This is a genomic window from Bacillus sp. AFS040349, from assembly GCF_002577655.1.
Classification (GTDB): domain Bacteria; phylum Bacillota; class Bacilli; order Bacillales; family Bacillaceae; genus Metabacillus.
The window spans coordinates 1-23,059 of sequence record NZ_NUMC01000022.1; the positions used below are offsets into that span (position 1 = coordinate 1).

The 23,059-nt window shown below is 34.6% G+C and carries 27 protein-coding genes and 1 pseudogene; 12 read left to right on the forward strand and 16 right to left on the reverse strand.

The window, feature by feature from the left end:
- Positions 1 to 25: 25 nt before the first annotated feature.
- Positions 26 to 475: a DUF305 domain-containing protein gene (locus tag COD11_RS05900; RefSeq protein ID WP_098795859.1), complete on the forward strand. Its 450-nt coding sequence runs from the start codon at positions 26 to 28 to the stop codon at positions 473 to 475.
- A gap of 826 nt (positions 476 to 1,301) precedes the next feature.
- On the opposite strand, the gene cysK is transcribed toward COD11_RS05900, so the two are convergent.
- Positions 1,302 to 2,237: a cysteine synthase A gene (cysK, locus tag COD11_RS05905; RefSeq protein WP_176550995.1), complete on the reverse strand. Its 936-nt coding sequence runs from the start codon at positions 2,235 to 2,237 to the stop codon at positions 1,302 to 1,304.
- Between the two features lie 473 nt (positions 2,238 to 2,710).
- On the reverse strand, positions 2,711 to 3,163 hold the full coding sequence (locus COD11_RS05910; protein ID WP_255301545.1) for a cupredoxin domain-containing protein: 453 nt from the start codon (positions 3,161 to 3,163) through the stop codon (positions 2,711 to 2,713).
- A 587-nt stretch (positions 3,164 to 3,750) separates the two neighbouring features.
- On the opposite strand from COD11_RS05910, the gene COD11_RS05915 reads away from it, so the two are divergent.
- Positions 3,751 to 4,236, forward strand: a complete 486-nt coding sequence (locus COD11_RS05915) for a YwmB family TATA-box binding protein (RefSeq protein ID WP_483296277.1) — start codon at positions 3,751 to 3,753, stop codon at positions 4,234 to 4,236.
- Positions 4,237 to 4,430: 194 nt separating this feature from the next.
- On the opposite strand, the gene COD11_RS05920 is transcribed toward COD11_RS05915, so the two are convergent.
- Complete coding sequence (locus COD11_RS05920) at positions 4,431 to 5,066, reverse strand: ferric reductase-like transmembrane domain-containing protein (protein ID WP_098795837.1); 636 nt, start codon at positions 5,064 to 5,066, stop codon at positions 4,431 to 4,433.
- A 1,423-nt stretch (positions 5,067 to 6,489) separates the two neighbouring features.
- Here COD11_RS05920 and COD11_RS05935 point away from each other — a divergent pair.
- A complete protein-coding gene (locus COD11_RS05935; protein WP_098795839.1) occupies positions 6,490 to 8,691 on the forward strand; it encodes a spermidine synthase family protein in 2,202 nt (733 codons plus the stop codon).
- 217 nt (positions 8,692 to 8,908) lie between these two features.
- Entirely contained in the window at positions 8,909 to 9,058 is a 150-nt protein-coding gene (locus tag COD11_RS05940; RefSeq protein ID WP_098795840.1) for a DUF2759 family protein, read from the forward strand.
- A gap of 569 nt (positions 9,059 to 9,627) precedes the next feature.
- On the opposite strand, the gene COD11_RS05945 is transcribed toward COD11_RS05940, so the two are convergent.
- Together COD11_RS05945 and COD11_RS05950 are read right to left on the reverse strand one after the other, a co-directional pair.
- Entirely contained in the window at positions 9,628 to 10,173 is a 546-nt protein-coding gene (locus COD11_RS05945) for a hypothetical protein (protein ID WP_255301546.1), read from the reverse strand.
- A 75-nt stretch (positions 10,174 to 10,248) separates the two neighbouring features.
- Positions 10,249 to 10,641: a hypothetical protein gene (locus tag COD11_RS05950; protein ID WP_255301547.1), complete on the reverse strand. Its 393-nt coding sequence runs from the start codon at positions 10,639 to 10,641 to the stop codon at positions 10,249 to 10,251.
- A 166-nt stretch (positions 10,642 to 10,807) separates the two neighbouring features.
- Between COD11_RS05950 and COD11_RS05955 the strand changes: the two genes are divergently transcribed.
- The gene (locus tag COD11_RS05955; protein ID WP_098795841.1) at positions 10,808 to 11,248 is read left to right on the forward strand and encodes a DUF3888 domain-containing protein; all 441 of its coding nucleotides are present in this window, start codon (positions 10,808 to 10,810) and stop codon (positions 11,246 to 11,248) included.
- A 12-nt stretch (positions 11,249 to 11,260) separates the two neighbouring features.
- On the opposite strand, the gene COD11_RS26465 is transcribed toward COD11_RS05955, so the two are convergent.
- The 5 genes from COD11_RS26465 to COD11_RS05975 form a co-directional block, all read right to left on the reverse strand.
- Positions 11,261 to 11,569 carry a hypothetical protein gene (locus tag COD11_RS26465; RefSeq protein WP_141549651.1) on the reverse strand — a complete coding sequence of 103 codons (309 nt, stop codon included), beginning with the start codon at positions 11,567 to 11,569 and terminating at the stop codon, positions 11,261 to 11,263.
- Complete coding sequence (locus tag COD11_RS05960; RefSeq protein WP_098795842.1) at positions 11,544 to 11,804, reverse strand: hypothetical protein; 261 nt, start codon at positions 11,802 to 11,804, stop codon at positions 11,544 to 11,546. Before COD11_RS05960 ends, COD11_RS26465 begins: the two co-directional genes overlap by 26 nt.
- A gap of 30 nt (positions 11,805 to 11,834) precedes the next feature.
- Positions 11,835 to 12,056 (reverse strand): hypothetical protein, encoded by a 222-nt coding sequence (locus COD11_RS05965; RefSeq protein ID WP_098795843.1) that lies wholly within the window; start codon positions 12,054 to 12,056, stop codon positions 11,835 to 11,837.
- A gap of 90 nt (positions 12,057 to 12,146) precedes the next feature.
- Positions 12,147 to 12,800 carry a hypothetical protein gene (locus COD11_RS05970; RefSeq protein ID WP_098795844.1) on the reverse strand — a complete coding sequence of 218 codons (654 nt, stop codon included), beginning with the start codon at positions 12,798 to 12,800 and terminating at the stop codon, positions 12,147 to 12,149.
- Positions 12,801 to 13,049: a hypothetical protein gene (locus COD11_RS05975; protein WP_098795845.1), complete on the reverse strand. Its 249-nt coding sequence runs from the start codon at positions 13,047 to 13,049 to the stop codon at positions 12,801 to 12,803.
- A gap of 675 nt (positions 13,050 to 13,724) precedes the next feature.
- On the opposite strand from COD11_RS05975, the gene COD11_RS05980 reads away from it, so the two are divergent.
- Together COD11_RS05980 and COD11_RS05985 are read left to right on the forward strand one after the other, a co-directional pair.
- Complete coding sequence (locus tag COD11_RS05980; protein WP_098795846.1) at positions 13,725 to 14,291, forward strand: hypothetical protein; 567 nt, start codon at positions 13,725 to 13,727, stop codon at positions 14,289 to 14,291.
- A 133-nt stretch (positions 14,292 to 14,424) separates the two neighbouring features.
- Entirely contained in the window at positions 14,425 to 15,129 is a 705-nt protein-coding gene (locus COD11_RS05985; protein ID WP_098795847.1) for a hypothetical protein, read from the forward strand.
- A 139-nt stretch (positions 15,130 to 15,268) separates the two neighbouring features.
- Here COD11_RS05985 and COD11_RS27380 read toward each other — a convergent pair.
- Positions 15,269 to 16,000, reverse strand: a pseudogene (locus COD11_RS27380) (DUF3231 family protein).
- Complete coding sequence (locus COD11_RS27960) at positions 15,942 to 16,103, reverse strand: DUF3231 family protein (RefSeq protein WP_098795849.1); 162 nt, start codon at positions 16,101 to 16,103, stop codon at positions 15,942 to 15,944. Before COD11_RS27960 ends, COD11_RS27380 begins: the two are co-directional and overlap by 59 nt.
- 491 nt (positions 16,104 to 16,594) lie before the next feature.
- On the opposite strand from COD11_RS27960, the gene COD11_RS27965 reads away from it, so the two are divergent.
- Positions 16,595 to 16,966 (forward strand): CBO0543 family protein, encoded by a 372-nt coding sequence (locus COD11_RS27965; protein WP_369689264.1) that lies wholly within the window; start codon positions 16,595 to 16,597, stop codon positions 16,964 to 16,966.
- Between the two features lie 11 nt (positions 16,967 to 16,977).
- Here COD11_RS27965 and COD11_RS06010 read toward each other — a convergent pair whose 3' ends face one another.
- Complete coding sequence (locus tag COD11_RS06010; protein ID WP_098795851.1) at positions 16,978 to 18,408, reverse strand: MATE family efflux transporter; 1,431 nt, start codon at positions 18,406 to 18,408, stop codon at positions 16,978 to 16,980.
- 315 nt (positions 18,409 to 18,723) lie between these two features.
- On the opposite strand from COD11_RS06010, the gene COD11_RS06015 reads away from it, so the two are divergent.
- Together COD11_RS06015 and COD11_RS06020 are read left to right on the forward strand one after the other, a co-directional pair.
- On the forward strand, positions 18,724 to 19,482 hold the full coding sequence (locus COD11_RS06015; RefSeq protein WP_098795852.1) for a multicopper oxidase domain-containing protein: 759 nt from the start codon (positions 18,724 to 18,726) through the stop codon (positions 19,480 to 19,482).
- A 24-nt stretch (positions 19,483 to 19,506) separates the two neighbouring features.
- Positions 19,507 to 19,803, forward strand: coding sequence for a cupredoxin domain-containing protein (locus COD11_RS06020; protein WP_176550997.1), 297 nt, complete (start codon positions 19,507 to 19,509; stop codon positions 19,801 to 19,803).
- Positions 19,804 to 20,000: 197 nt separating this feature from the next.
- On the opposite strand, the gene COD11_RS06025 is transcribed toward COD11_RS06020, so the two are convergent.
- Positions 20,001 to 20,345, reverse strand: coding sequence for a four-helix bundle copper-binding protein (locus COD11_RS06025; protein WP_098795854.1), 345 nt, complete (start codon positions 20,343 to 20,345; stop codon positions 20,001 to 20,003).
- Between the two features lie 330 nt (positions 20,346 to 20,675).
- Positions 20,676 to 21,569 carry a glycerophosphodiester phosphodiesterase gene (locus COD11_RS06030; protein WP_098795855.1) on the reverse strand — a complete coding sequence of 298 codons (894 nt, stop codon included), beginning with the start codon at positions 21,567 to 21,569 and terminating at the stop codon, positions 20,676 to 20,678.
- Between the two features lie 445 nt (positions 21,570 to 22,014).
- Here COD11_RS06030 and COD11_RS06035 point away from each other — a divergent pair, with 445 nt between their 5' ends.
- Positions 22,015 to 22,236, forward strand: coding sequence for a spore germination protein (locus COD11_RS06035; RefSeq protein ID WP_098795856.1), 222 nt, complete (start codon positions 22,015 to 22,017; stop codon positions 22,234 to 22,236).
- A gap of 41 nt (positions 22,237 to 22,277) precedes the next feature.
- Here the strand turns inward: COD11_RS06035 and COD11_RS06040 are convergent, their stop codons facing one another.
- Complete coding sequence (locus COD11_RS06040; protein WP_098795857.1) at positions 22,278 to 22,379, reverse strand: YjcZ family sporulation protein; 102 nt, start codon at positions 22,377 to 22,379, stop codon at positions 22,278 to 22,280.
- Positions 22,380 to 22,733: 354 nt separating this feature from the next.
- Here COD11_RS06040 and COD11_RS06045 point away from each other — a divergent pair, with 354 nt between their 5' ends.
- Positions 22,734 to 22,994, forward strand: coding sequence for a hypothetical protein (locus COD11_RS06045; protein ID WP_098795858.1), 261 nt, complete (start codon positions 22,734 to 22,736; stop codon positions 22,992 to 22,994).
- Positions 22,995 to 23,059 lie beyond the last annotated feature (65 nt).

The window sequence follows — 23,059 nt, forward strand, 5'->3', positions numbered from 1 at the left end:
AACATTTATAGAGGGAGGGAGTTTTATGAAACCTTATCTCCAATTTGCAGGGATGATTATCATATCCACTGCTACAATGTTTATTTTCAAGTATTTCAGCACATTTCAATTTGACCATGTATTTTTTAGTGAAACAAGGGCATATATGGCATTATTAATGGGAGCTACTATGACTCTTATTATGTTAGCTTTTATGCGTAATATGTTAAAAAATCGCAAAGTGAATATTGGGATTGTAGTAGGGAGTTTGGTAGTGTTTTCCCTTTCCCTTTTCCTATTACGTAGCCAAACCCTTGTAGATGATACAGATTATATGGAAGCCATGATTCCCCATCATTCAATTGCAATATTAACTAGTGAACGTGCAGAAATAACTGACCCAAGGGTTCGAGAACTTGCTGATGAAATTATAGAAGCTCAACGTAAAGAAATTGATGAAATGCAGAGATTAATAGAAGACCTTGAAGATGAATAATAAGTTAATTCCAAGATATAAATGACTCCTATTACAGAAGGGGGTCATTTATACTAAGGGTGCCTATTGGTGTGATTTATGAATTACCTTTAATCTATTAATGTACATAATTCCCTTCACGATCGTTAAAACCATACCTGTACTACAACACTTTTTTAAATTGAGGGAGTTCTTCACTTATATCGTCTTCCCACTAATAATCTGATTATAATAACGACAGCCTGTCGGTTGTTCATCAACAATCTTTTACTATCAGGGTTTTATTAAGTAAGCGTAAATTTTGTAGAAGTGGATGGCATATTAAGAACAGGAAATTAATTTAGCTTCTAGAAAGCGTATTGATATAGACAACCTTTAAAGATGGCTTATTTGACAAAGACTTTCCATTAACACAGATAATAGGCACACACATGGAGGAATGATTACCAAACTTATTTATGCCAAATAGAAATATAAAGGTTTACATTACAAAGTTAGGGGATCAATGTGACAAACAGTAGATGTAGGGCTTATGACAAACCATTTATAAGTCCATAATGTCATTATCAAAAAGTTGGAGCGTTATGCTACAAGTACAGAAAATCAGTCATATAAAATAATTAATACTTACAGTTGATCCTTCTGTTACCTTACTGTCTATGGTACAGAGAATGAAGAGAAATATAAAAAATATTGGCCGGCTAAAAGTGAAAGTAACCAATTTACTAACGATTAGCGATAGTGTTGGAATAAGTTAAAGCCCAATTTCCTTTAAAGACGAGGGAATCGGGCTTTTTTAGTGAGAATGTTTAAAGTTTTATATCGCGGTTCCTGACGTTAGCTTTAATTAATCTTCGAATTGATATAGAGGTGTGCTTAAATATCTTTCTCCATTACTTGGAATAATAGCAATTACCTTTTTTCCTTGACCAAGCTTCTCGGCTACTTTCAAAGCAGCATAAATGGCAGCTCCTGAAGAAATTCCACCAAGAATCCCTTCTTCTTTAGCTACAAGACGCGAAGTTGCAAAGGCTTTTTCATTTTCTACTGTAATAATCTCATCATATATTTCTGTATTTAAAATATCGGGTATAAATCCAGCTCCGATTCCTTGAATCTTATGAGGTCCTGGCTTACCACCAGAAAGCACTGGAGAATTTACTGGCTCAACAGCTACATTATGTATTACTGGATATTTTTCCTTCAGCACCTGACCTGCCCCTGTCATCGTACCTCCTGTACCGATTCCAGAAACAAAGGCATCGATTCCCCCAATTTTTTCTGCCTGTATAAGAAGCTCTTGTCCAGTTGTATCTTGATGGATTTTTGGATTGGCAGGATTATTAAATTGTTGCGGCATAAAATACTGCAGATTTTCCTCCGATAACTCTTGGGCTTTACGAATTGCTCCCCCCATACCTTCTGGTCCAGGAGTTAAAACGAGCTCAGCACCATATGCACGGAGTAAATTTCTACGCTCTATACTCATGGTTTCTGGCATGACGATAATGGTTTTGTATCCTTTTGCTGCAGCTACCATAGCTAACCCAATTCCTGTATTTCCACTAGTTGGCTCAACAATCGTACCTCCAGGTTTCAATTTCCCTTCTTGTTCTGCAGCTTCAATCATGGCTATTGCAATACGATCCTTCACGCTGCTGCCTGGGTTAAAATATTCAAGCTTCAAATAGACATCTGCATGATCAGAATTCACGACACGATTTAGTTTAACAAGTGGAGTATCTCCAATAAGTTCTGCAATTGAGTTGGCTACTTTCATCAAAATCTCCTCCAAATTGTAGTATATTTTGTTGCTTCTCCTATAAAAATCTAGGCCTTTTATCAACATATAACTTTATCAGTCTAATTAATTTTCAAAAAAAGTCTCCATAATATGGAGACCATATAGGGGGTTAAAAAAACATCGTCCTAAAATAAATTATCTAGTATAAATGTGTAGAAATATTGAAGATCGTTTTTTGTCATAATTTCTTCACTTATTTAAGTTTGAATTATAGCTTCCTTCCGTTGCTTCAAAGTACACGAAAACTTAGTCTCTAGTGTTTTCTTACTGTTAACAGAAATCAGACTGAAAATGCTTTGATTTTTCATACTAAACACTACTTCTTTTCTAAATTGATATTTTCAGTATATTTTAACACCGGAACCATTGATGCTATGACCATCGTACAAAAAAAATGTCGAGAGGGACTCGACATTTTTAATCATTTAACGTATTCTACTATTTTAATAAAATTATTGAACAACGAGTGTTGCAGTCATATTTGCATGTCCTTGTCCACATGGGATGCTGCAATAGACTTTGTATTCACCCGGTTCTAACGTTACTTCTTGTTGTCCATCTTGCTGAATATTTATGTCCGTTCCTTCAATCGCAAGACCGTGGACCCCTTCTTCGCTTTTAAAGTTAAGGGTAACGGGTTCTCCAGCTTTAACCATATACTCCTCTTTATCAAACTCCCAGTTAACTGCTGAAATGTTGATTGCATTTGCAGCCGCATCACCATTATCTTCTGTTCCATCACCATCAGTGGTTCCTTCATCAGTTGTGCCTTCACCGTTTTCAGCACCTTGACCAGCATTTTCTTCCATCCCGGTATCTTGGTTGGTATCCTCTCCACCACTACAAGCAGCCAACACGAACATCATTGCCAAAAGAAGAAAAAGGAACAAGCTTTTTTGTTTCACTATAAACCCTCCATTATTTTAAGTTTAATTTTACAATATCATGAATGACATTATCTTTTTTGAATAAAATTGATTAAAAATTAGCAATTCCATGACAAATTAATGAACTTTATAGACTGGAGATCAAAATCAAAATGAAAATTAACCAATAAATCTTCTGTTTTAATCATAATTAAACCCTTTGCACAAAGTAAAATATCAATAACAATAACATCCGGTAGTTACACTATAGTTTATTCATATTTTGACAACATTCAAGATTTTCAATAGACCCTTCAAAAGGAAATTTTATGTTTTTTTGATTAATGTGAATATGCGTATACTTTCTACTATTCTTGTCCATCCTACAAATAATAGATTCATAGGAGGTCAAGAAATTGAAAACGTCACACAAGGACAATATGAAAATACTAATTGTTCTACCTATTCTAGTTATACTCATTTATTTTGGTAATCATGTTTTTGCTTCCTCCAAGGTAAAAAGTATCGAGTCTTTGATAAACTTACAACAACAGGAATAAATAAAGTGGACACAAATCATCTTCCAACAAAATGGAAATGTTTATCACCGTCAAAATAAAGACGAAATTCAGCGAATGAAAGAAAAGGTAGAACGTGAATTTCAAGTGACAATGACTTTTTCTAACGAGGAATCTGGACCCCGATCTGAAGGGGAAAGAAAGATATCTTCAAACACCGCTCTGCGTGTTGCCTTAATAGGACAAAAAGAGGAAGGCTCTGATCAAACTTTCCATACCTACTTTATGGCGGAAGTTTCCATAGACAGTCTCGACAACTGGCAGGATAATTATCAAAAATTTGAGTCCTATTTGGAAAAAATCGGTGTTAATCCGCAGATCAATGTTTCAGTTAATGGTAAAGTCAACCAAGTAATGTCACAAAAACAGTTGAACGCTTTTCTTCATGATATCATTTTAGATTTAAATGGGGAGGTAAATGAAGGTTTAATCGATGATACAGTTATCAGTCTATCTAGTTACTCTCCTCAATTAGATAGAAAAATTGAAACAACTAAAGGAAAAATTAATTTTCAGACAATGGCTTATGTTTAATAAAGAAAAAATGGAAACACTAGTTACAATAGGAACCCCTATTATTACAACTGATCATTAGCCGTAGACGAAATGAAAAAAATATAAATTTACATTAAAGTCCCTTGTCTTTGGCAGTCTCCATTATTTTCTATCAATTTTTCTTCGCTTTATTGGTATGCAATGGTGGACTAGTTGCTTATTTAGTTACTTGACTATGATCGCTTTTTCTGTACGGTAAGAAAAAAAACGGACCATTGTAATATAAACATGACAGTAATAAAAATAAGAAAGGGCTTTTGCAGCCAATTTCCATTGCCAATTCTGTAAAAAAAGAGAAAGAATGTGGTATGGATGACAATTAACATATATAAAATGCTGCTTTTTTGCTGGAGATAATCCCATGCGGGCTTACCCAAAAATTTAATTGCTTTTTTATTAGAAATCAGAGCCAATAATAAAACATAAATAAATCCTATTAATCCAATAAGATTCGCAAGGGTAAAGCCGGGATCAAAAAATAACTGGCCAGTTGCTTGATCTATTCCGGCAATCACCCTAATCAGCTGCCACTTAAACCAGCCGTCGAAAAGAATATAAACATGTACAAAAGCAGTAATAGCCGTCCAAATGCCCAGCTCACGTCTCCAAGACAAGTATCGATTAAATAATCGAATTAATCTGCTCAATGGTCCGATCATAAGAGTTACTACCAGTAATACTAAAGATACATCCGCAAACGCTCTGTTCCAGGCATGCATTGGATCCCATTCAGAACGACTTAAAAAAAATAAATAAACCAGCATAATTGAAGCAAAAGCAACCACAAAATGACGATCTAAGACCTTCATTAAGAAATCAATCTCCTTTTATAAGTATTTTTCAATACATAGTTCAATATTAAGTTGATCTATTATAGATTTAAAAAAACAATATGTATACTGTTGGTAATTAATATCAACTAATCTTCTTAGCCTATCCATTCTACCAGCACCCTTTGTAAAAGGGATTTCCATTAAACCTTCAGCTTGAAGGGCATGTGGTAGTACCTATATCTTAGGGCATGAAGATCACTTTATTGTTAAAGTACACCACTAAAAAGGACCGTGAACGGAAACGATTCATAATATACTTACAACATTATAAAATCTGTAGGAGGATTAAAATGGGCTGTTATAGCAGTAACTTTAAACCTAAAAAATCTAAAAAAAAGATTCCCAACAGGTTGTTTCTAAATCTTTTGGTGTATGACAATAGTTGGAGCAGCATTATTATCTAAAATTTTATAATAGGCTGTTTTTAAACCTTTGTGGTTTTTCATTTATATATGGGCGTATTAAAAACCCCCATTTTTAATTGTACTAATCTACAAGATCATTACCTATGTACTTAAAGGTAGTTACGTCTGCATATACAATCATATTGTTTGGTATGGATTTACTTTTTGTAGGAAAATCAATCAATATACCTCTTTTCCTTCATATGATTTATCATCAACTTGACTTATCATATTTTCATTCAGAGTAATTTTAGATACCTTCCCATCTTTCCAAGTACCATCAATTCGCTCTTTTTGTTGTGAGGACAGTTGCCCCCAAACTATTTCTCTGACATCATTTTTTCCGGCAACCTTATCGACTTGTTCTTTACCATTAACAGCACTTTAGTTATTATTACTTAATTGTCCATTCTGGCTGGAACAAGCGCTTAGTCCTAACAAAAGAGCTCCAGAAAGAATAATTAGAGTGACTTCCCCCTTATTTTGTTAGACGAACAATGTCTATATAAGTTCCAAAGCCAAGCTAAAATCCCCTTTATTTTATACACTTCAGTATATTTACAAATTGTATAATTCGGTTTTTGACAAGCCGAAATAATCCTTTGCTCCCCTGTTTTTGCTGTCTTGATCCACTACACCTGTAATTTCAAACGTCTCCTTGGATACGATTATATCAAGTTTTCACGTATGGTCTTACGAAAACAGCCTTATAATAAGAACTTTCATGGTTCTCAAAGAGATATTTTGATACAATTTCTTCTTTATGACAAAGTATTTCCTCTATTTGTTGTAAAAATTTCTTCTTTGATTCCATAAACATTTTAAAGCAACTTTCCATTCTATTGAGTATTTGTATAACAAACACTCCTTAAACGAACTTCCTAAATATATTCGACAAAAGCCCCTATGGTAAAGTGTGGAATTAATGGGGATTTAAATCCTCTCTATTGTGCAGACTGATAAATGGTAGATCAATAAGAAAGTGGTGTCATGAAATGAATTGGAGACCAAGATTACTTGTAGATATGTTGATCATATTTTCGGTTTCGTTCTCGACCATTGTGTATGAGGTATTTCTACCTCGCTTTTTTTCCGTCATATTAGACTATAATTTTGTCTTTTTAGTCATTTCTTTAGCTACTTTAGGTCTTGGTCTTGGAGGCTTTTTTACCTTCTATCTAAAAGACAAGTCCAAGTCATTTGGTTTAAAACATAGGATCATTGGAATGTATGCTACTTCCATCGTTGTCGTGGTCAATGGGATATATGTATTGCCTTATCAAGGTATTTGGTTTTATTCCCTACTTGCCTTAATTCCGTTTTTTCTCAGTGGATGGCTTATAGCCGGGATGATGCAAGAACATTATCGTGAAGTAAATCGTTTGTATTTTTCTGACTTGCTCGGGGCTGGTTTAGGAGCCGTTGGAGCAATTTTTTTGATGAATGAATTGAATCCGATTCGCACGATTTCCTTGTTATCCCTCTTGTTGTTTGCAACCTACTATCTGTTAAGTGTTCGAAAAATGCACTATGCTCTCAAGCTTTTCAACAGTTTGATGGGCATACTGCTTTTTCTCAATTTAATCAATCCTTTTGTTGAACATCTCGATTTTAAAGCATACAGCACGAGTCCCAATACCACGTTTTATGAGCAACCTGAAGCGAATATCGTATTTTCAGAATGGAATGCTTTTACCCGAACCGATGTATATGATGCCAATGACGGGGAACTCCTTTACATTACAATCGATGGAGGGGCTGTTTCACCCATATCTAAATACTCCGGTGATCTTAAAGATGTCGATTATTTACGCTCCACTACTAGTTTTCTTGCTTTTCAAAGCAAACCACATGGACGAGCTTTAATTATCGGGGCAGGTGGCGGACAAGAAGTACTGACAGCTCAAATGGCGGGTTATTCACACATCGAGGCGGTTGACATCAACCAGGCAAGTTTTCATGCAGTTAAAGAGACGAAAAACTTCTCTGGCAATCTATTCAATCAAGCTAACGTCAAACCTATTGTCTCGGATGGTCGAAACTATATTCAGAAAACGAAAAATCAATACGATCTGATTTACCTCTCTTTGGTGACAAAAAAATCGGAAAATGGCCTGGGATTAGCCTTAACGGAAAATTACACCTATACTCAAGAAGCTATTAAAGAGTACTTAAACAAACTTACAGAACGGGGAAGGCTTGCTTTTTTACTCCATGACGAGAAGGAACTAACTAAAATTTTGTTTTCAGTAACGAATATCCTTAAAGAACAAGGGATTTCTGAAGAGAATTTAAAAAATCATATGGCTGTCATCGGCACCTATCAACATTTAGGCCATGTTGTATGGGGAATGAATGGTACGCAGGTTACCCGTCCTTTGATCATTATTCAAAATAAGCCATTTTCACAAGCTGCAGCGACGGATTTACATACCCTCTCTCAGCAAATTCAACAGATTCCAGTTCATATTCCTTACGTTTACGATCAATTTCCATCTTTACAATCTTTGATGACAAATGAGTTAGTAAATGTGGATGCCAATCGCGATGATATGCCCTTTTTTTATCATCAAACCAATCAAATTCCCTGGAGTCTCGTGATCGTACTTCTTATGACTGTTTTCACCACCCTTTTTATATCCAAGAGAAGTGGCTTCCAGTGGGGGCATGTCATGTATTTTTCGGGACTTGCGATTGGATTTATGTTGATTGAGGTGACATTGGTACAACGTTTAATTCTTCCTTTAGGCCATCCAACGTTGTCTTTTGTCCTTGTACTAGGCGTTTTGCTGGTATCTGGAGGTCTTGGTAGTTTATTTTCTACAACTAGCTGGTTCATTCGTAGGAGATATGTTCCATTATTGATGGTCGGGATTATGGCGCTAGGAGCACATTTTATCATCAATTGGATAAATGATTATTCATCTTTTCTTACGCAGACAGAGATGATGTGGATAATAGGATTAATCTTGGTTCCCCTAGGTTTTTTTATGGGAATGCCGTTTCCTTTCGGTCTCAGTAAAATGAAACCTTTACAATTCGGGGCAAGTTTGGGACTGAATGGGATGATGACGGTTTCTGGATCCATACTTGCAGCCATCATTTCTTTGACATTTGGTTTCACAACCACCATGTTAATTGGTGCCCTCATATATGGATTTCTGTTTACCATGCAGCCAATGCTTAAATTAGGGTAAACAAATATCACTTAGACGTAAAATGAAAAATAGTAGCGTATTTAGGGTATCTCCAACATTTCGTAAAAAAGCTAAAGATTTATTTTAGTGAGCTAAAAAAAGTCAGATTTTCTAACTAGTTAAAATTCGAATGTATTTTAGAACTCGTTTACTTATTCATTGTTTAGAACTTTATTTGGTAAAATTCATCTAAAAGAGGCGTAAGAGGAGGTTTCAAATGGGATTAGTTATTATCTTTGGTATGGTGGCATTATTAGCTTGTTTCGGTGTTGTTCGATCTGTGAAAACTAAAAATCTGGCTACGGCAGGTGTGTTCGATTGGTTTGCTGTTATGACATTTCTGTACAACGGTTATCCTGCTGGTTAACAGGTAATAATGAAAAATTGGCATGGAAATCAAGGTGCATCGAAATCTTTACTGAATTTGATTCATAATGGTCTGGTATCCTATCTTAACAAGTTTTAGGCTCTTTCCAAAAGTATTCGCCGTAGACGGTTGTTTATTAGGACCTCCATTACTATCAAGGCTTCAGTTTAGTGAACGTTTTTCGCATTTAAGAATCTGAAACCCAAAATAGAGCAGGTCGATTCCCTTGATAAACAAGGGAAATCGATTTGTTCTAGAATAGTTGTATTTTATTATTGGTTGTATGACCTAGGAATACATACTAACAACCACATCCATCGTCATCTGGTTTCCAAGTAGTTTCTTTACCACTTACCGGGCTTGAATGAATTTTAAAAAATATTCCTCCTTATTTAAAGTCTCATTTTTTTAATAAAAAAACCCGTCCAAAGATAGTAAGGGGTTCCGTTATGGGAGGGAAAATCTAATTTCTCACCATAAATAACTACTCATTTAGTAGTTAAATTAACAATTGAAATAGCACAAAAAAGCATCGGTTTTAATGACCGATTCTTTTTAAGTGGTTATTCCTATTGACGTATAGAATTCGCTATCTCTAATAATATTTCTGGGTGTACTTGGTCTGAAACAGATTTATTGATATTTAAAATATACTGCCAACCGTTTTTTTCGAATACCAACAAATTAAATCCTCTAGCAATATTTGTACTATAAATTGCCTTATTCCCATCTTTAAGTTTGAAAGTTTGGTCGATATGTTCCTTCCTAATTGGTAATCCATATTTAACTGGCTTGACCATAATCATATAGTGGTTTTTCGGTTTATTTTTATGTCGGTATTCAATTTCAAATCCGTCATTTATGTCTCCATCTAAATCACTTAACCTTCCGAAACTGTGTGTAAATTCTAGTGGAGGTATTTGTACTGGCAGTGCAATATCCTTTTTAAAGTGGTCTTTACTTTCTTGCAATGCAGCATTCACTTCCTTAAAACCGATGTTAAAAAGTGATTGTTGAAATTCTTCACTTGTGTAGTGGGCTTCAGCTCCGTTTGAAATTGAGAAGGTAAGAACAATAAACAAGATGATTATTTTTAATATCTTGATAATAACCACATCCTTTAATTCTTTTTAGAAAACATAATTTGAGGGATACTTATCATAGTTCCTATGACAAAATTCAAGGTTTAGCTACGGAGTTGACGTTATATTTATACTTGAACGAGCAATTTCATTCTCACCTAATGCTTGCACTTCCAAATGGTCGTGCAAATGTTGAGGTATATTCCAAGTTAATGAGAAATTGTTGTCTTTGTCATCCTTTATGTCGTACCCAATAAGTTTTCTTTCATACCAAGTTTCAGTTCCTGTTGGGATTAACCAAAACACTACTGTTTCTGTGTTAAGAGCTTCAACATTGATTGTTATTTCTTTTGTACCCTCTGGAACCGTCACCCAATTATCCTTTTCGGGAATACCTGTATAAAACTTTACTATTTTCGGTGAAGGAGGAACATAATCTCTTTTAGCATATACAGGTAAATTTAACATTAGGCTTATTGCCAATAGTGTTTTTAATATCATTTAAACCACCTCAATAATAGCGTTCTCATAGGTGGGTAATATTATGAAGTTCCTTGGGCTGAACAAATATAGTTGCTTAAAGATTAATGTGAAAAACTTGCAGGATATTATTGGATTAAAAAATATGATAAGGGAATATTATCACCAAAAGAGTTGAGGTGAGTGTATGAAAAAGTTATTAATTCTTATTTTAGGTTTAATTTTATTCATCAATACTAGTTATAGTGCAAACGCTGAAGTATCAAAAGAAGGTAAGGTAAAGAAAGAGGTAGATGCTACATCTGAGGAAATTCTTCTCAAATTGGTCGAACCTAAGTTAAATAACATAATAACTGAAAAGTACGGAAAGGAAATGTCCTGGCACATTGAGAAGGCAAATCGAGTACACCTAATTTTAGACCACACAAAAAATCCTTCTGATGTATACTATAAAATGAGGTTAGCAGTTAGGTTGACTGATCCTGAAGTTGAGGGTCATCAATTTTTATTAGACTTTATTACTATCAGACTTGATAATCCAAGTTTCAGTTTTAAAAACAGATACAAAGAAACAAGCTCTGATATGAAGGTAAAGCTAATTAAGTATGAACAGTTGGGAAGAGAATAGGGCTAGCTAACCCTATTTTGGATAGGAATCCGAACCAATTACTACTTCTTCGTGAAAGGTTGTATCTTGAAACAAATCAAGAAGTTTAAGATAACCTAAATCCCAAATAGAACGAGTATCGTGCATCAGCGATGAACCCCAGCTAAGCAATTCTCCTCTACCTTCTTTATACTCTTGAAAACATTGCTTGAACGTCTTGCTTTTATCGACTTGGCTTATAAAATGGTGAGCATCTGATAGGCGAATTTCGTCTTTATAAACACGAGAAAAAGCAGTAATTAATGAACTATCTTTATCAGTGACAAAACGATTCTGATGCATTTACAAGTTGTTTGACAAGCCAAAGGTGAGCGATAGTCGTATAGGTAGAATTAACGTGTAGTCCCTCAACATATTTCCCTCTACGCTCATATTTCTTTAGTGCAGCTTTATACTCATTTTCAGTTTGTGTATCATTTGGTGTTGGAGGTTGCGGGAAATATGAACGGTCTTTAAAACGAGCATTTTTTCGGCAAAATTCATTTAAATGGTCTTCTTTTAAAAGGACAGTATCCAATTTGATTTCGTCTAGTTCAATATCCCAATCCTAAGCAACATCTGTTCGAAACATATATTGCGAATGTACATCTGCGGTAACAACGATATGGGTGGGAAATTGAGACTCTTCTACATCATCAAATTCCCTGCCTCCTTGACCTTTTTTTCGCACGTTGTTCAAGCTATATATCATTTTATCGGTATTCAACCATATTTGTGGAAATTCCATTCGAGCAAGAGTAGCTTTTTCGTGACGTTCGAGAAACTCCAAACATCTTCGATATACCCCATTCTAATTTGTGATAGTAGGTACTTACGCCGATTTCAAGTTTCTCGCAAGTACGAGTTACAGGAGTTCTATTTAATAGGTCTCTTGTAAATGAAGGTAGAATGTCATTTCTCTTTTGATTATATGTTGTAAATTTGTTTTCTTTTTACAGGTTTTACACTGCCAAACTTGAGCACCTACTTTACTTTTTCCTTGTTTATAAAAGAGATTCGGTTCTCTAAAGGGAGTCGCATCTCCATTATCACAGTTTTCCTTATGGAATTGATAGTCTGGCTCCATATCTTTAATCGTGTCGATACGAACCAACCTTTTTATCTCCTCAGCAACTGACCAATTAGAGACAGGCATCGTAATGCATCCCCAAGTCATTCCTTTAATTGCACCCACTGGATCATCATTACATATAATGGATTGGCGTTCTCCTTTTCCACGTCCACTTAATCGATAACGGCTTGGTTTTGATTTAACCGATGTAAATTTCTCTTGTGGTAAACCGTGCCATTTACAATATGGGTTAGTGCAAAAATTATATTGAATTTGATGTTTTTCGCCATTTAAGGTAAAAGATACAGGACGATACAGCAGGTCATTATATCTTTTTGAGAATCTACTTGGATCCAATTCTACATATTGCAATACTCTATCAGAGATTTCACTTGAAGATAAAGGTATTTGAATTGCAACATCCTCCTCATCTTTCTTGGCTAAACGCTTTAATTGAGCCAACTATATCTCCTCCGTTTCCTCTATTCCAAGTTGTTTCAACAATCGTTTATTATTTCGTTTATTTTTTGCCCAAGTAACAAAGTCATCATCGGTTAGAAGATTCTTTAAAAATCTATCTACAACTTCACTTTCTGTGTATTCGCTGTACTCAGAAAAGGCTGCCACAATATTCCGTGTGTGCTCGGATATACGCCAATCAGGTATCTCTGCATTAAGGTTTTTAGGCTTAATATAGTTCCACTTCTTCATCTTTTTGACATCCTTTCTCCGAGTAGTTTTTACCAATAGAAATAGCAACCCAATTAGCATAACAATTTTACATAGGACAATAATTATTGTCCATTTGTTAATTTGACTGTTAATAGTACAGTTATTTCCATAGTAAATTGTCTATAAACCCTGATATATCAATAAAAAATTAAGACCAAATCGCTATGCGAAATGGTCTGCTAATTGACTTGCTATTTTGGATTTTCTCTCCCTAAACGGAACTCCTTACAAAGATAGACGAGTTTTTTGCTTTTATTCTGCCATTTTCTATGGCAATTTAGTTGTCAGTTAGCTGGTTTTTTTGAAAAAGCACCTCAAAACGGAACCCTTCACTCAATTGTTAAGGGCTTTTACTTTATCTTATTAATAGCCATAACCAGGGGAATATGATGATAGCCATAACTAGGATATCCACCGTAATTTCCAAAGTATAGTCTTTCCATTCCGTATCTCCCCTTATTTTGATTCGAGATAGTGTATGTGTCCATATTCCAAGGGGTATAGACCCTTGCCCAGTATTGTTGTAAGGATATCCTTGGTTTTGTTACCAATGACATCTAAAGTGTGTCAAATGAATATCCCTTTCTTATTCATAAATATATTCTTTTTTGAACAAGCTAACTAAGAAAACGATCTTTACAAGGAGGAAAACAAATGTTAAAAACAATTGACGTAGGGCTTATGGTTAACCACTTATCCGCACATGAAGGCGTTATCAAACGACTTGATCTTTATGTAAAGATCACTAAAAACCAACAATTATTAAATATATTGGGTCAACAAATTGGTACGATGAAAAATCATGTCCAAGTGATGAATATGCTTCTTGATCCAAATCATTCAAAACAAGTCACACTTCCACCTATCCCACAAAATGGGTTCCAAATAAACACTCAACAATCCATAATGGAAATAGGATTAGAGGATAAGGATATGGCACTTGATGCACATTTTACAGCCACCGCAATGGCCAATGATAATTTTATTTCTTCAACAAATATGAAGGACCCTCATGTAAAACACATTCATGTAGAAATGGCTATGCAACAATCCCAAATAGCTAAACAACATGAAATGTTAGGAGAACAAATGGGTTGGATGACTCATCCAAATGCAACGACTAACGAACAACAGCAAGCAATGAATCCCTTAAACAACCAAAGTTTTAATCCTTATCACCAAATTTCTAACAACGAACAGGCTCCATCTAGGTTTAATTAATTACTCCTATTAATAAGACTTGAGAGTAAATGATCAACTAAATTTTTTAATACTAAATGTTAGAGAGATTCAAAACGGAAATGTACGGTAAAAGTTTGCGACCTTAGTCACCTTCAAAGATAGGAGGATTCAAATGGAACAACATCATCATCAACACCAAGATATGCAACACCATCGAGTGCACATGGTCACTACAAAAAACGAAATTCAAATTACTCTTTCCTATCATGATCCCACTTTACAAATTCATCTAGAAGATGAAGAGGGGAACGCACCAGAATTACTATTAACTCATGAAAAATATATGCACGTAATTGTAGTCAGTAATGACTTACAAGAGTTTTATCATGTTCACCCAGAACAGAAAGATAAACACACATATGAGGTAAACCTTCCTCTGATCAGCAAGTCATATAAAGTTTTTATTGATATAAACCCAAACGAAAAGCAGTATCTTATTGAACCGAATTCATTAGATTTAAATAAATCTTCTCACACTCATTTTGACAATGATAATCTAAAGGTCAACACAGAAGGTAAAAAGGTTATTAATGGAAAAACGGTTGAACTAACTCATGATCCTTTTGAAGTTGGACAAGACGTTATGCTTCGTTTTGACTTCAAGGGGGATATCTCACCTGATCCTTATTTAGGTGCATTAGGACATGTCGTGATCATTGATGAAAAAGTAGAGAAGTTTATTCATGTTCACCCCATCTCTAATCATGAGACTGTCTTTGTTGCTCATTTTGAAGAAAAAGGTATATACAAACTTTGGGGAGAATTTAAATTTGGAGAAGAAGTGATCGCTTTTCCTTGGGTGATTGAAGTAATATAGGGGCAAAGTCAAGGGGCAATCATCATTGCACCTTGACTTTTTTCTTGAAAACACTTTCTTAAAATTAGACTAAAACATACTCCACACTATAGCTTCTAGTACTTCATCTCTTTTCCAAATCATATTACATGATCCCCTTCTAATTAGTTAATTCATCTCGATTTACCATACTTGGTGGCTGTTCCAACCATCCCTTATCGATCATTAAATTCGCCATGTCCTCTGCAAATACTAATAATCCCCCTAAAATTTTAAGATAATGTGCTCCTAAATCACGCCTTGAACTTACTCCTAAACTTGTTCAATAAAAACCTACACCACGATTGAGTAACGTTGATATATGAAACATCATTAGCTTGTCAGAAAAAACTGGAGATGTAGAATAAGTTACCATTGCATCCCATGCTTCAGAAGCAGGAAGGTCACTGGCTTGCAAAATAGAAGCAAATCTTTTAATATGTTGAGAAGCCAAATCTTTTCCTCTTAGCATAAATTGAATGACTTCTTTATGTTCAGCAACTTGACTAAAACCAATAAATGTTGCTTTTGCCAAACAATTCCTCTGATAATTTGTAAATAAATTTGTAATTTCGAATGTAGTCAATGGTCTACGCTCCCCAAACCATCCAGCCATAAAGCTTTGTTTGTGAACAAAATCAACCTTGTTTGGAGTAGGAATATAAAGGGATCTAATAAACATTCCTTTGGCCAACATTACTTCCTTTGTCCGATTTAAAAGCTCCTTAGTTTCATCAATGCAATTGGAAAAATATCGAATAACATCCTGGTGTGCTGCTAACAGCAATGAAAGACTATATGAATCTAATCCTACACCACTCCATTGATGTAAATAGGATAGAATAATAATTATCTGTAAATAATTTAGGTGAGGACAAATTCACATCGTCTTCGGTGAATCCATATGGAATAGGATAATTTTGATTTTGAAAGATTATGGTTAGTTTTTGAATTATGTTTTTGTGATAACTCTAATGCAAAGTCTATTAAGGTACTTATTTCCGCATCTTCTACCGTTTTTTTAAAATATAAAAGCATACATACTGTCTTTCATGTAATTGGACCATAACTGTGAAATCTCACCTGAAGTCAGTTTTTTGTTATTTTCAGTCAACCTTAATACCTCCTTTTTATTTGTTTGCCAATTTGTCACGATTTTCTGAAAGTGATGGTTCCTCTAACCAACCATTCATATATTTGATCTATCTTCTGCGAATTTTACAATTTCTATTAAGGTATTTAATTAATGAAAAGGAAATTTTCATAGGTTATTTCCTACAAAATTTATCTAATTTTCTTTACTGATGGTATAAATAGGTTGTTTAGGAACAGAACTAATACATATTAAGGAAGGGGCAGAGATAATCACATGCTATTTATATTTTTTGCATTATTCACCCTAAATTTAATAGCTATTTTTATACCAAAAAGACTTAGTAAAGCCGAAATGTATATTACTTCTTTGTATTCCCTAGTATGGGGACATGTTATTGACATGGCCTTAGATTTTAAGCTTACATTATATTATTATTTCGATAAAAGTATCCAGTGGTCTGATTTCCTAGTTCCTTTTCTTATTTATCCTGCAATCACCATATTATTTCTAAATTATTATCCTTTTGAAAAAAGAAACAAATATAAAATTAGCTACATAATCGGATGGTCCATTTTTTCTGTTATTTTTGAATGGTTTTCTGAGCAAACTGACTTTTTCACCCATGTAAAATGGAAGCTGTGGCACTCTGCTTTCTTATATCCTTTCCTGTTCCTTATTCTTCTCTGGCATTTAAAGTTATGTAAAAACTTACTGCATAGATAAACTGCTTGTTCTTAATAATTATTAACACATCCAGACATGGTTTCTTTAGTCGTCTGTGGATGACATTCAGATTCAACATCATCTTTCTTAACAGCAATCCATTTTCCTCGTACGAATTGTACAGTTAATACCACCGCTCTAAAAGCAATGTCTATACCAATTGCAAGCCAGACACCGAGAAGTCCCCAACCAAGTTGAATTCCTAATAGATATACAAGTGATGTACGAATTGCCCACATTCCTACTGCTGTTAGATACATTGGAAATTTCGTATTATTCGCACCTTGGAATGCCCCCGTGAGAATGAGTAATAATGCCAAAAATGGTTGGAAAATTCCCGATACTTTTAAGGCTGTTCCGATACTTGTAATGACATCCTGATCATCTGTGAAAAAGCCCCCCGCCCAGCTTCCGAAAATAAAAAGGATAGCTCCTAATAAAGTCATCGAACCTACAGCAATCCATGTACACAGAGTTGCATATTTCTTTGCCTCATCTATGTTCCCTGCTCCAATTTGCTGTCCGACAAGAATGGTTGCAGCTGTAGCAAATCCATAACCAATCATATAGGAGAAAACCTCTACATTCCCTGCAATTTGGTGAGCTGCAAATACATTTGTTCCAAGAGTGACGACAAATCCGAAATATACAATTTGTCCGATTCTCATGACTAATCTTTCGCCAGCAGCCGGACCTCCAAGCGAAGTTAATTCCCATATATGTTGTTTATCCGGTTTCCAATAATCCCTTCGAAAAGAAAGGGTAGCAGAGCGATTTATATAATAAAGTAGAGCAAAACTTCCGATTACTCTTGCGAAAACAGTGGCTAACGCTGCTCCTACAATGCCCATCTCAGGAACTAGCCAAAATCCAAAAATTAAAATATAGTCTAATACAGCATTAACTACATTTATTAGAATACTGACTTTCATAGGAGCACGTGTATCTCCAGCTCCCCTTAAGATCGCACTTAATACAAACATTAATGACATAAATAGAGAAGGGATTGCGACAATTTTAAAGTAAATCTCCCCTGCCTCTAATACGTTTGCTTCAATTCCCATTAGTTTTAATAACGGCCCAGCAAAGAATAAAGTAATAATGCCGGTAGCTACGCCAAATAAAATAGCCAATATAATCGATTGTTGGGAAATATGTCGGGCTTTTTCTGGCTTATTTGCTCCTAAGAAATTTGAGATCCGAACATTAGCTGCAACACCAATGGCCATAAAAAGAGCAAAATAGATCGCCAGTACAGCATTTGTCACACCAATTGCTGAAACTTCAGCAAGTCCTATTTTTGAAACAAAGTAAGTATCAATAAAGCCGAGAATGGTCTGAAAAAAGTTTTCTATAACAGCCGGCATTGCGAGTACTAAAATGATCTTTATCTTTTCCTTTGTATTTTCTGCATACTGTATGTTTCCTTCATGTGTTTTCATCTTTACCTCCTCGGTTTCGTTATAATTTAAAAACTCCTTAATTAATTTGTGTTCATATTGCTAATGTATCCTTTTATAAAATCTTTAAACTTTTATTTACGGGGAATGAATAGTCTTTAAAAAAATCTTCATCTTTCTTTTACTTTGAGGTTGGAATGATAATGCATTTCCGAGCTAGAAACAATTATCACGTTGTGGGTTTGTAAATTTATTTAGAAGAATCCTTCCAATAAAGGGGCAAATTATAAAAGAAAAAAGGTCACTAATTTTTTATGTGTCTATTCGGTTAATTAAGGAGGAAGCCAACATGAAAAAATGGATATTTTTTGTTATAGTATCTTTCTCATTTTTTTAGCAGCTTGCCAATCAGCATCTTATCAAAATGAGAAACAACCACCCGAACAAGCAGAAGCGACTGCTAAAGAAGAGAACCTTGAAGGTAAAAAGGTGAATGAATTTACATTAACAGCAAAGGATATCCCATGGAAATTAACTTCTACAAAAACAATTGATGCTTGGACATTTAATGGACCGGTACCTGGTCAGCCCATTCGGGTTAAGCAAGGGGAAGCTGTAAGAGTGACATTAAAAAACGAAATAAATGAGCCAGTTAGCATCCACTGGCATGGTGTTCCTCTTTCCAATACAGAAGATGGAATACTGGGAGTCACTCAGGATGCTGTTCTTCCTGGAGAAGATTATAAATATGAGTTTGTTGCTTACACCCCTGGAACCTATTGGTATCACAGCCATCAAAATGGTGAAGAACAACTCGACAAGGGACTTTATGGAACCTTTATTGTCGAATCAGAAGATGATGCAAATTATGACCGGGATTATACACTTGTTTTAGACGAATCGCAATCTAATCCAAGTGAAATGCAAATGGGTGGTAATGATGAAGTAGACAATGATAAACAGAATGAAGGCAAAATAGAAAACAGCGATGACATGGAAAGCATGGAAGGTATGGAAATGAATCAAAATGATAAAGAATCTGAGGAGGAAAACAAAGGTTTTCCGAATAAAAATGGGTCTAACTCAATGATGGAAATGGACGATATGTTACTATAAACAGGAAGACATACGAAGATAAAGGTGAGAAAGGGCGACCGGGTTAAATTACGATTCTTAAATGCAGGTTATATCGTTCACCAAGTTCATATCCCTGTAAACTATAAAGTAACTCATGTTGATGGCCAACCGATCAATAAACCTAATGACCAAGGAGTAAATAAAGTATTGGAAGTAGTTCCTGGAGAAAGATACGATATTGAATTTGTAGCTACAGGTGAAGACTTCACGATTGATTGCCATGGGGATATGCCTGCTGCGAAAGACATGCAAATAGACGTTGATGACGAAGCAGGAAACAACAAAGTAACACATAGTTAAGACAGAGATCATCAATTTTGACAATTTTGGTAAGAGTACTACTTCATCACCATTCACATTAGATGATAAGTTTGAAGCTTATATTGGAGGCGGATACTAATTAATTAAGATAGTTAAGGAATAAAAGCATTAAAAAGGCAAAACACACAAAAAGGGAATAGCTTTTGCTAGTCACTTTTTGTGTGTGCTTTAATAATTTAAGAAGCCATTTTTCTGCAAGAATCCGCACACTCACGGCAGATTCTAGCACATTCTTGACAATGATCATCCTTAAATTTTTCACATTCAACCGCACATGCTTCACAAATATCCGCACAAAGCTGACAGTGTTGTTTTGAAAATCCACTGTTTCTAGCCATCAAAGCAACTGATTGTAAACAAATTTCAGCACAATCATTTAGCATTTGAAGGCATTTCATTCTTGCTTGTACATCAGGTTCTTGTAAGCAAGCCGTTGTACATTCCTCACAAGCTCTTGCACACTTTGCACAAGCTTCAATACAATGATCCATGTTTGTTGGTGAAGTCGACAATACACCCATTTTTATAAAACCTCCATATCATTTAATCGCTGTTATTATCTACCATTCACTTTTTCTTTATTCAACTGATCTACCCAATTGATTTATTTGAAAGTAAAAAAAGGATTATGGAAATTTTTTTCACTTTCAAAAGTCATATAAAAAAGGACTACCAAAGTGGGAAGGTAGTCAAAAGGACAAGCAAGGTCAAGAAGATGGTTTTCAAATTAATTCTATGCTGATGACCTAGAAAAATGTTTAAAAACAATCCTAATCAGATGGAAATAACAGGTAGTATTCAAATAAATGAAAAAGATTAAAATCTCAATATAAAAAGGATTTCTTGGTTAATTAGAAGTTCTTTTTTATTTGTTCATATAATTCAAGAAATAACTGGTATGCCCTTTGGATAAATAATACTATGTCGTCTCTCTTTGTTAGATGCCTAAGGGTGGTTTTTTGAAGAAAATCAGGGTAATCCGTAATAATCCCTTCTACATTATATTTTGAGACCATATGATAAGATTCTATATTATTAATAGTCCAAATGAAGCATTTGAATCCTTGCCGTTTTAAAAGGCTAATAAAATGAGAATCGGTTACTAAAAAATTTAGATTAATGTACTGGCAAAAAGAAGAATATTTATGAATTTCTTCATTAGAAGGCATAGATGTTACTAACACTCCTGTTGATATATTGGGGAGTAATCGATGAAATCGTTGAATTGAATTGAGATCAAACGATTGAACAATGAGTGAATTGTGATTGTGTAATCCCCTTTTTTTTATTAGAGAAACGAGTTTACTTTCGATTCCTGGATACAGATGCGGGTCTTTTAATTCTAAAAGAATCCCAATTTTATTTTCATAACGGTTCAACACTTCATTCAATGTCGGAATTTTCTCGCCGGAAAAGGAATGATGAAACCAACTACCTGCACCAAATTTTTTAATTTCTTTTAATGAAAAATCTTTTACAAATCCTTTTCCATTAGTGGTTCTGCTAATAGTAGAGTCATGGATGACAATTAATTCCTTATCTTTCGTCATTTGAATATCCAATTCAACAAAATCTGCATTTTGAGCTAAAGCTTTTTCAAAGGCTGCCATTGTATTTTCCGGTGCATATCCTGAAGCACCTCGATGAGCAATAACAGAAATGGGGTTTTTTTTGTTTGTATCAAGGTTTTCTTCAAATAGCATGACAATAATAATTAACACGTATACAAATGCAACGAACAGCATATTTGTTCCCCCGACCTAAAAACACCTGTAATTTAATTTATGCTATTGTTATAGGGTGGTTAAAGTTACTATCAAAAACTTATAATGTATTTTTTTGTTGAGAGGTCTGAAAAGCTTAATAAAATGTAGGAGCTGTTGACGTTTTATCTTTTAAAATTCCATTTTTCTTTTATGATAGCCCTTCAACTTCCTTATCCCACAATATATTTATTACGATTGACCTCCTACTATTTAAACTTGTGTAAAAACGGGCCACGTCTTGTACATCGAAGATTTCATATTGATTGACTACTATTTACAAACTTTTTGCCTAAAATCTTAATATTTCAGACACATAAAAAACAACCCAATTATTATTCTTATCAGCTTATCCCTATACGTGTAAGTAGTTAAATCATATATTAATAAATAATAGTTTTAAAATATTGGAAAAAGGATGGTATTTATGCCTTGTATTGTCGGTGGCCCTATCAAATTTAATAGTATAAGTGGAGGAGTTATAAATTTTGGTGATTCATTCAATATTTCCCCGAAAAACATTGATAAAGCTATTTCCGGAGCAGGTGGCGGTGGAGTTGGAGATTTTCAATTCGTTAATAGTGGAATAAGTATTACAATTGGTGTTGATCCTGATGTAACAGATCAAAATGTGACAGCAACTAACTAATTTAGAACTTAACCTAAAGTAAGTAAATAATTAACCACCCTTTATGTACATGTAGCTATAATAATAAGAAGAATAAACAACACTACAATTAAAGCGAATCCACCACCGTAGCCTACACCTGCTCCAGCAACTGCACCACTCATATATTTAACACCTCCATGTCCGTTTGTTATCAGTTTATGTGATTTAATTATTATCGAAATGGACAATATCCCATCTCTTATTACTTTAGGCTCAAAAGCAGTAAACCTGCCTAAAAGACAGGTTTACTAAGGAGGTTTATACAATATGAGTTTGATCAGACGGATGATGTTAGCTCTCGATACTCAATAATATGGAAAAGACAAACAAAATGCATAGACAGTTGTCTAGTAATTCCTCATAATATTTTCAAAACTTATTAGACTTCCACGAATGCCCTAGTATATGTGTCCTCTATGTTCTTAAGATCATTACATATGATGTTGTATACTCATTGGAAATGGGGGGATAACATTATGTCAATTGGTCATTATCATGCATTGTGTCAAAAATACAGGGGTAGAGCTGTTGAAATCAGAACCCGTGATGGGAGAATTCACAGAGGCATCATCCATCATGTTAGTAGCAACAGAGTTTATTTACAACCACTTGGGCGTCCTAGGAACCTAGGCGGCTTTAGTTATGGTTATTATGGTGGATATGGCTATGGTTGGGGCTGGGGCCTCGCGTTAGGTAGTATCGCTTCACTCGCCTTACTTCCACTATTCTTCTGGTAACATCTATATTCAACCTATCCGATAGGAAAAAGACGACTCCTTTTGTCGTCTTTTTCTGTGAAAAT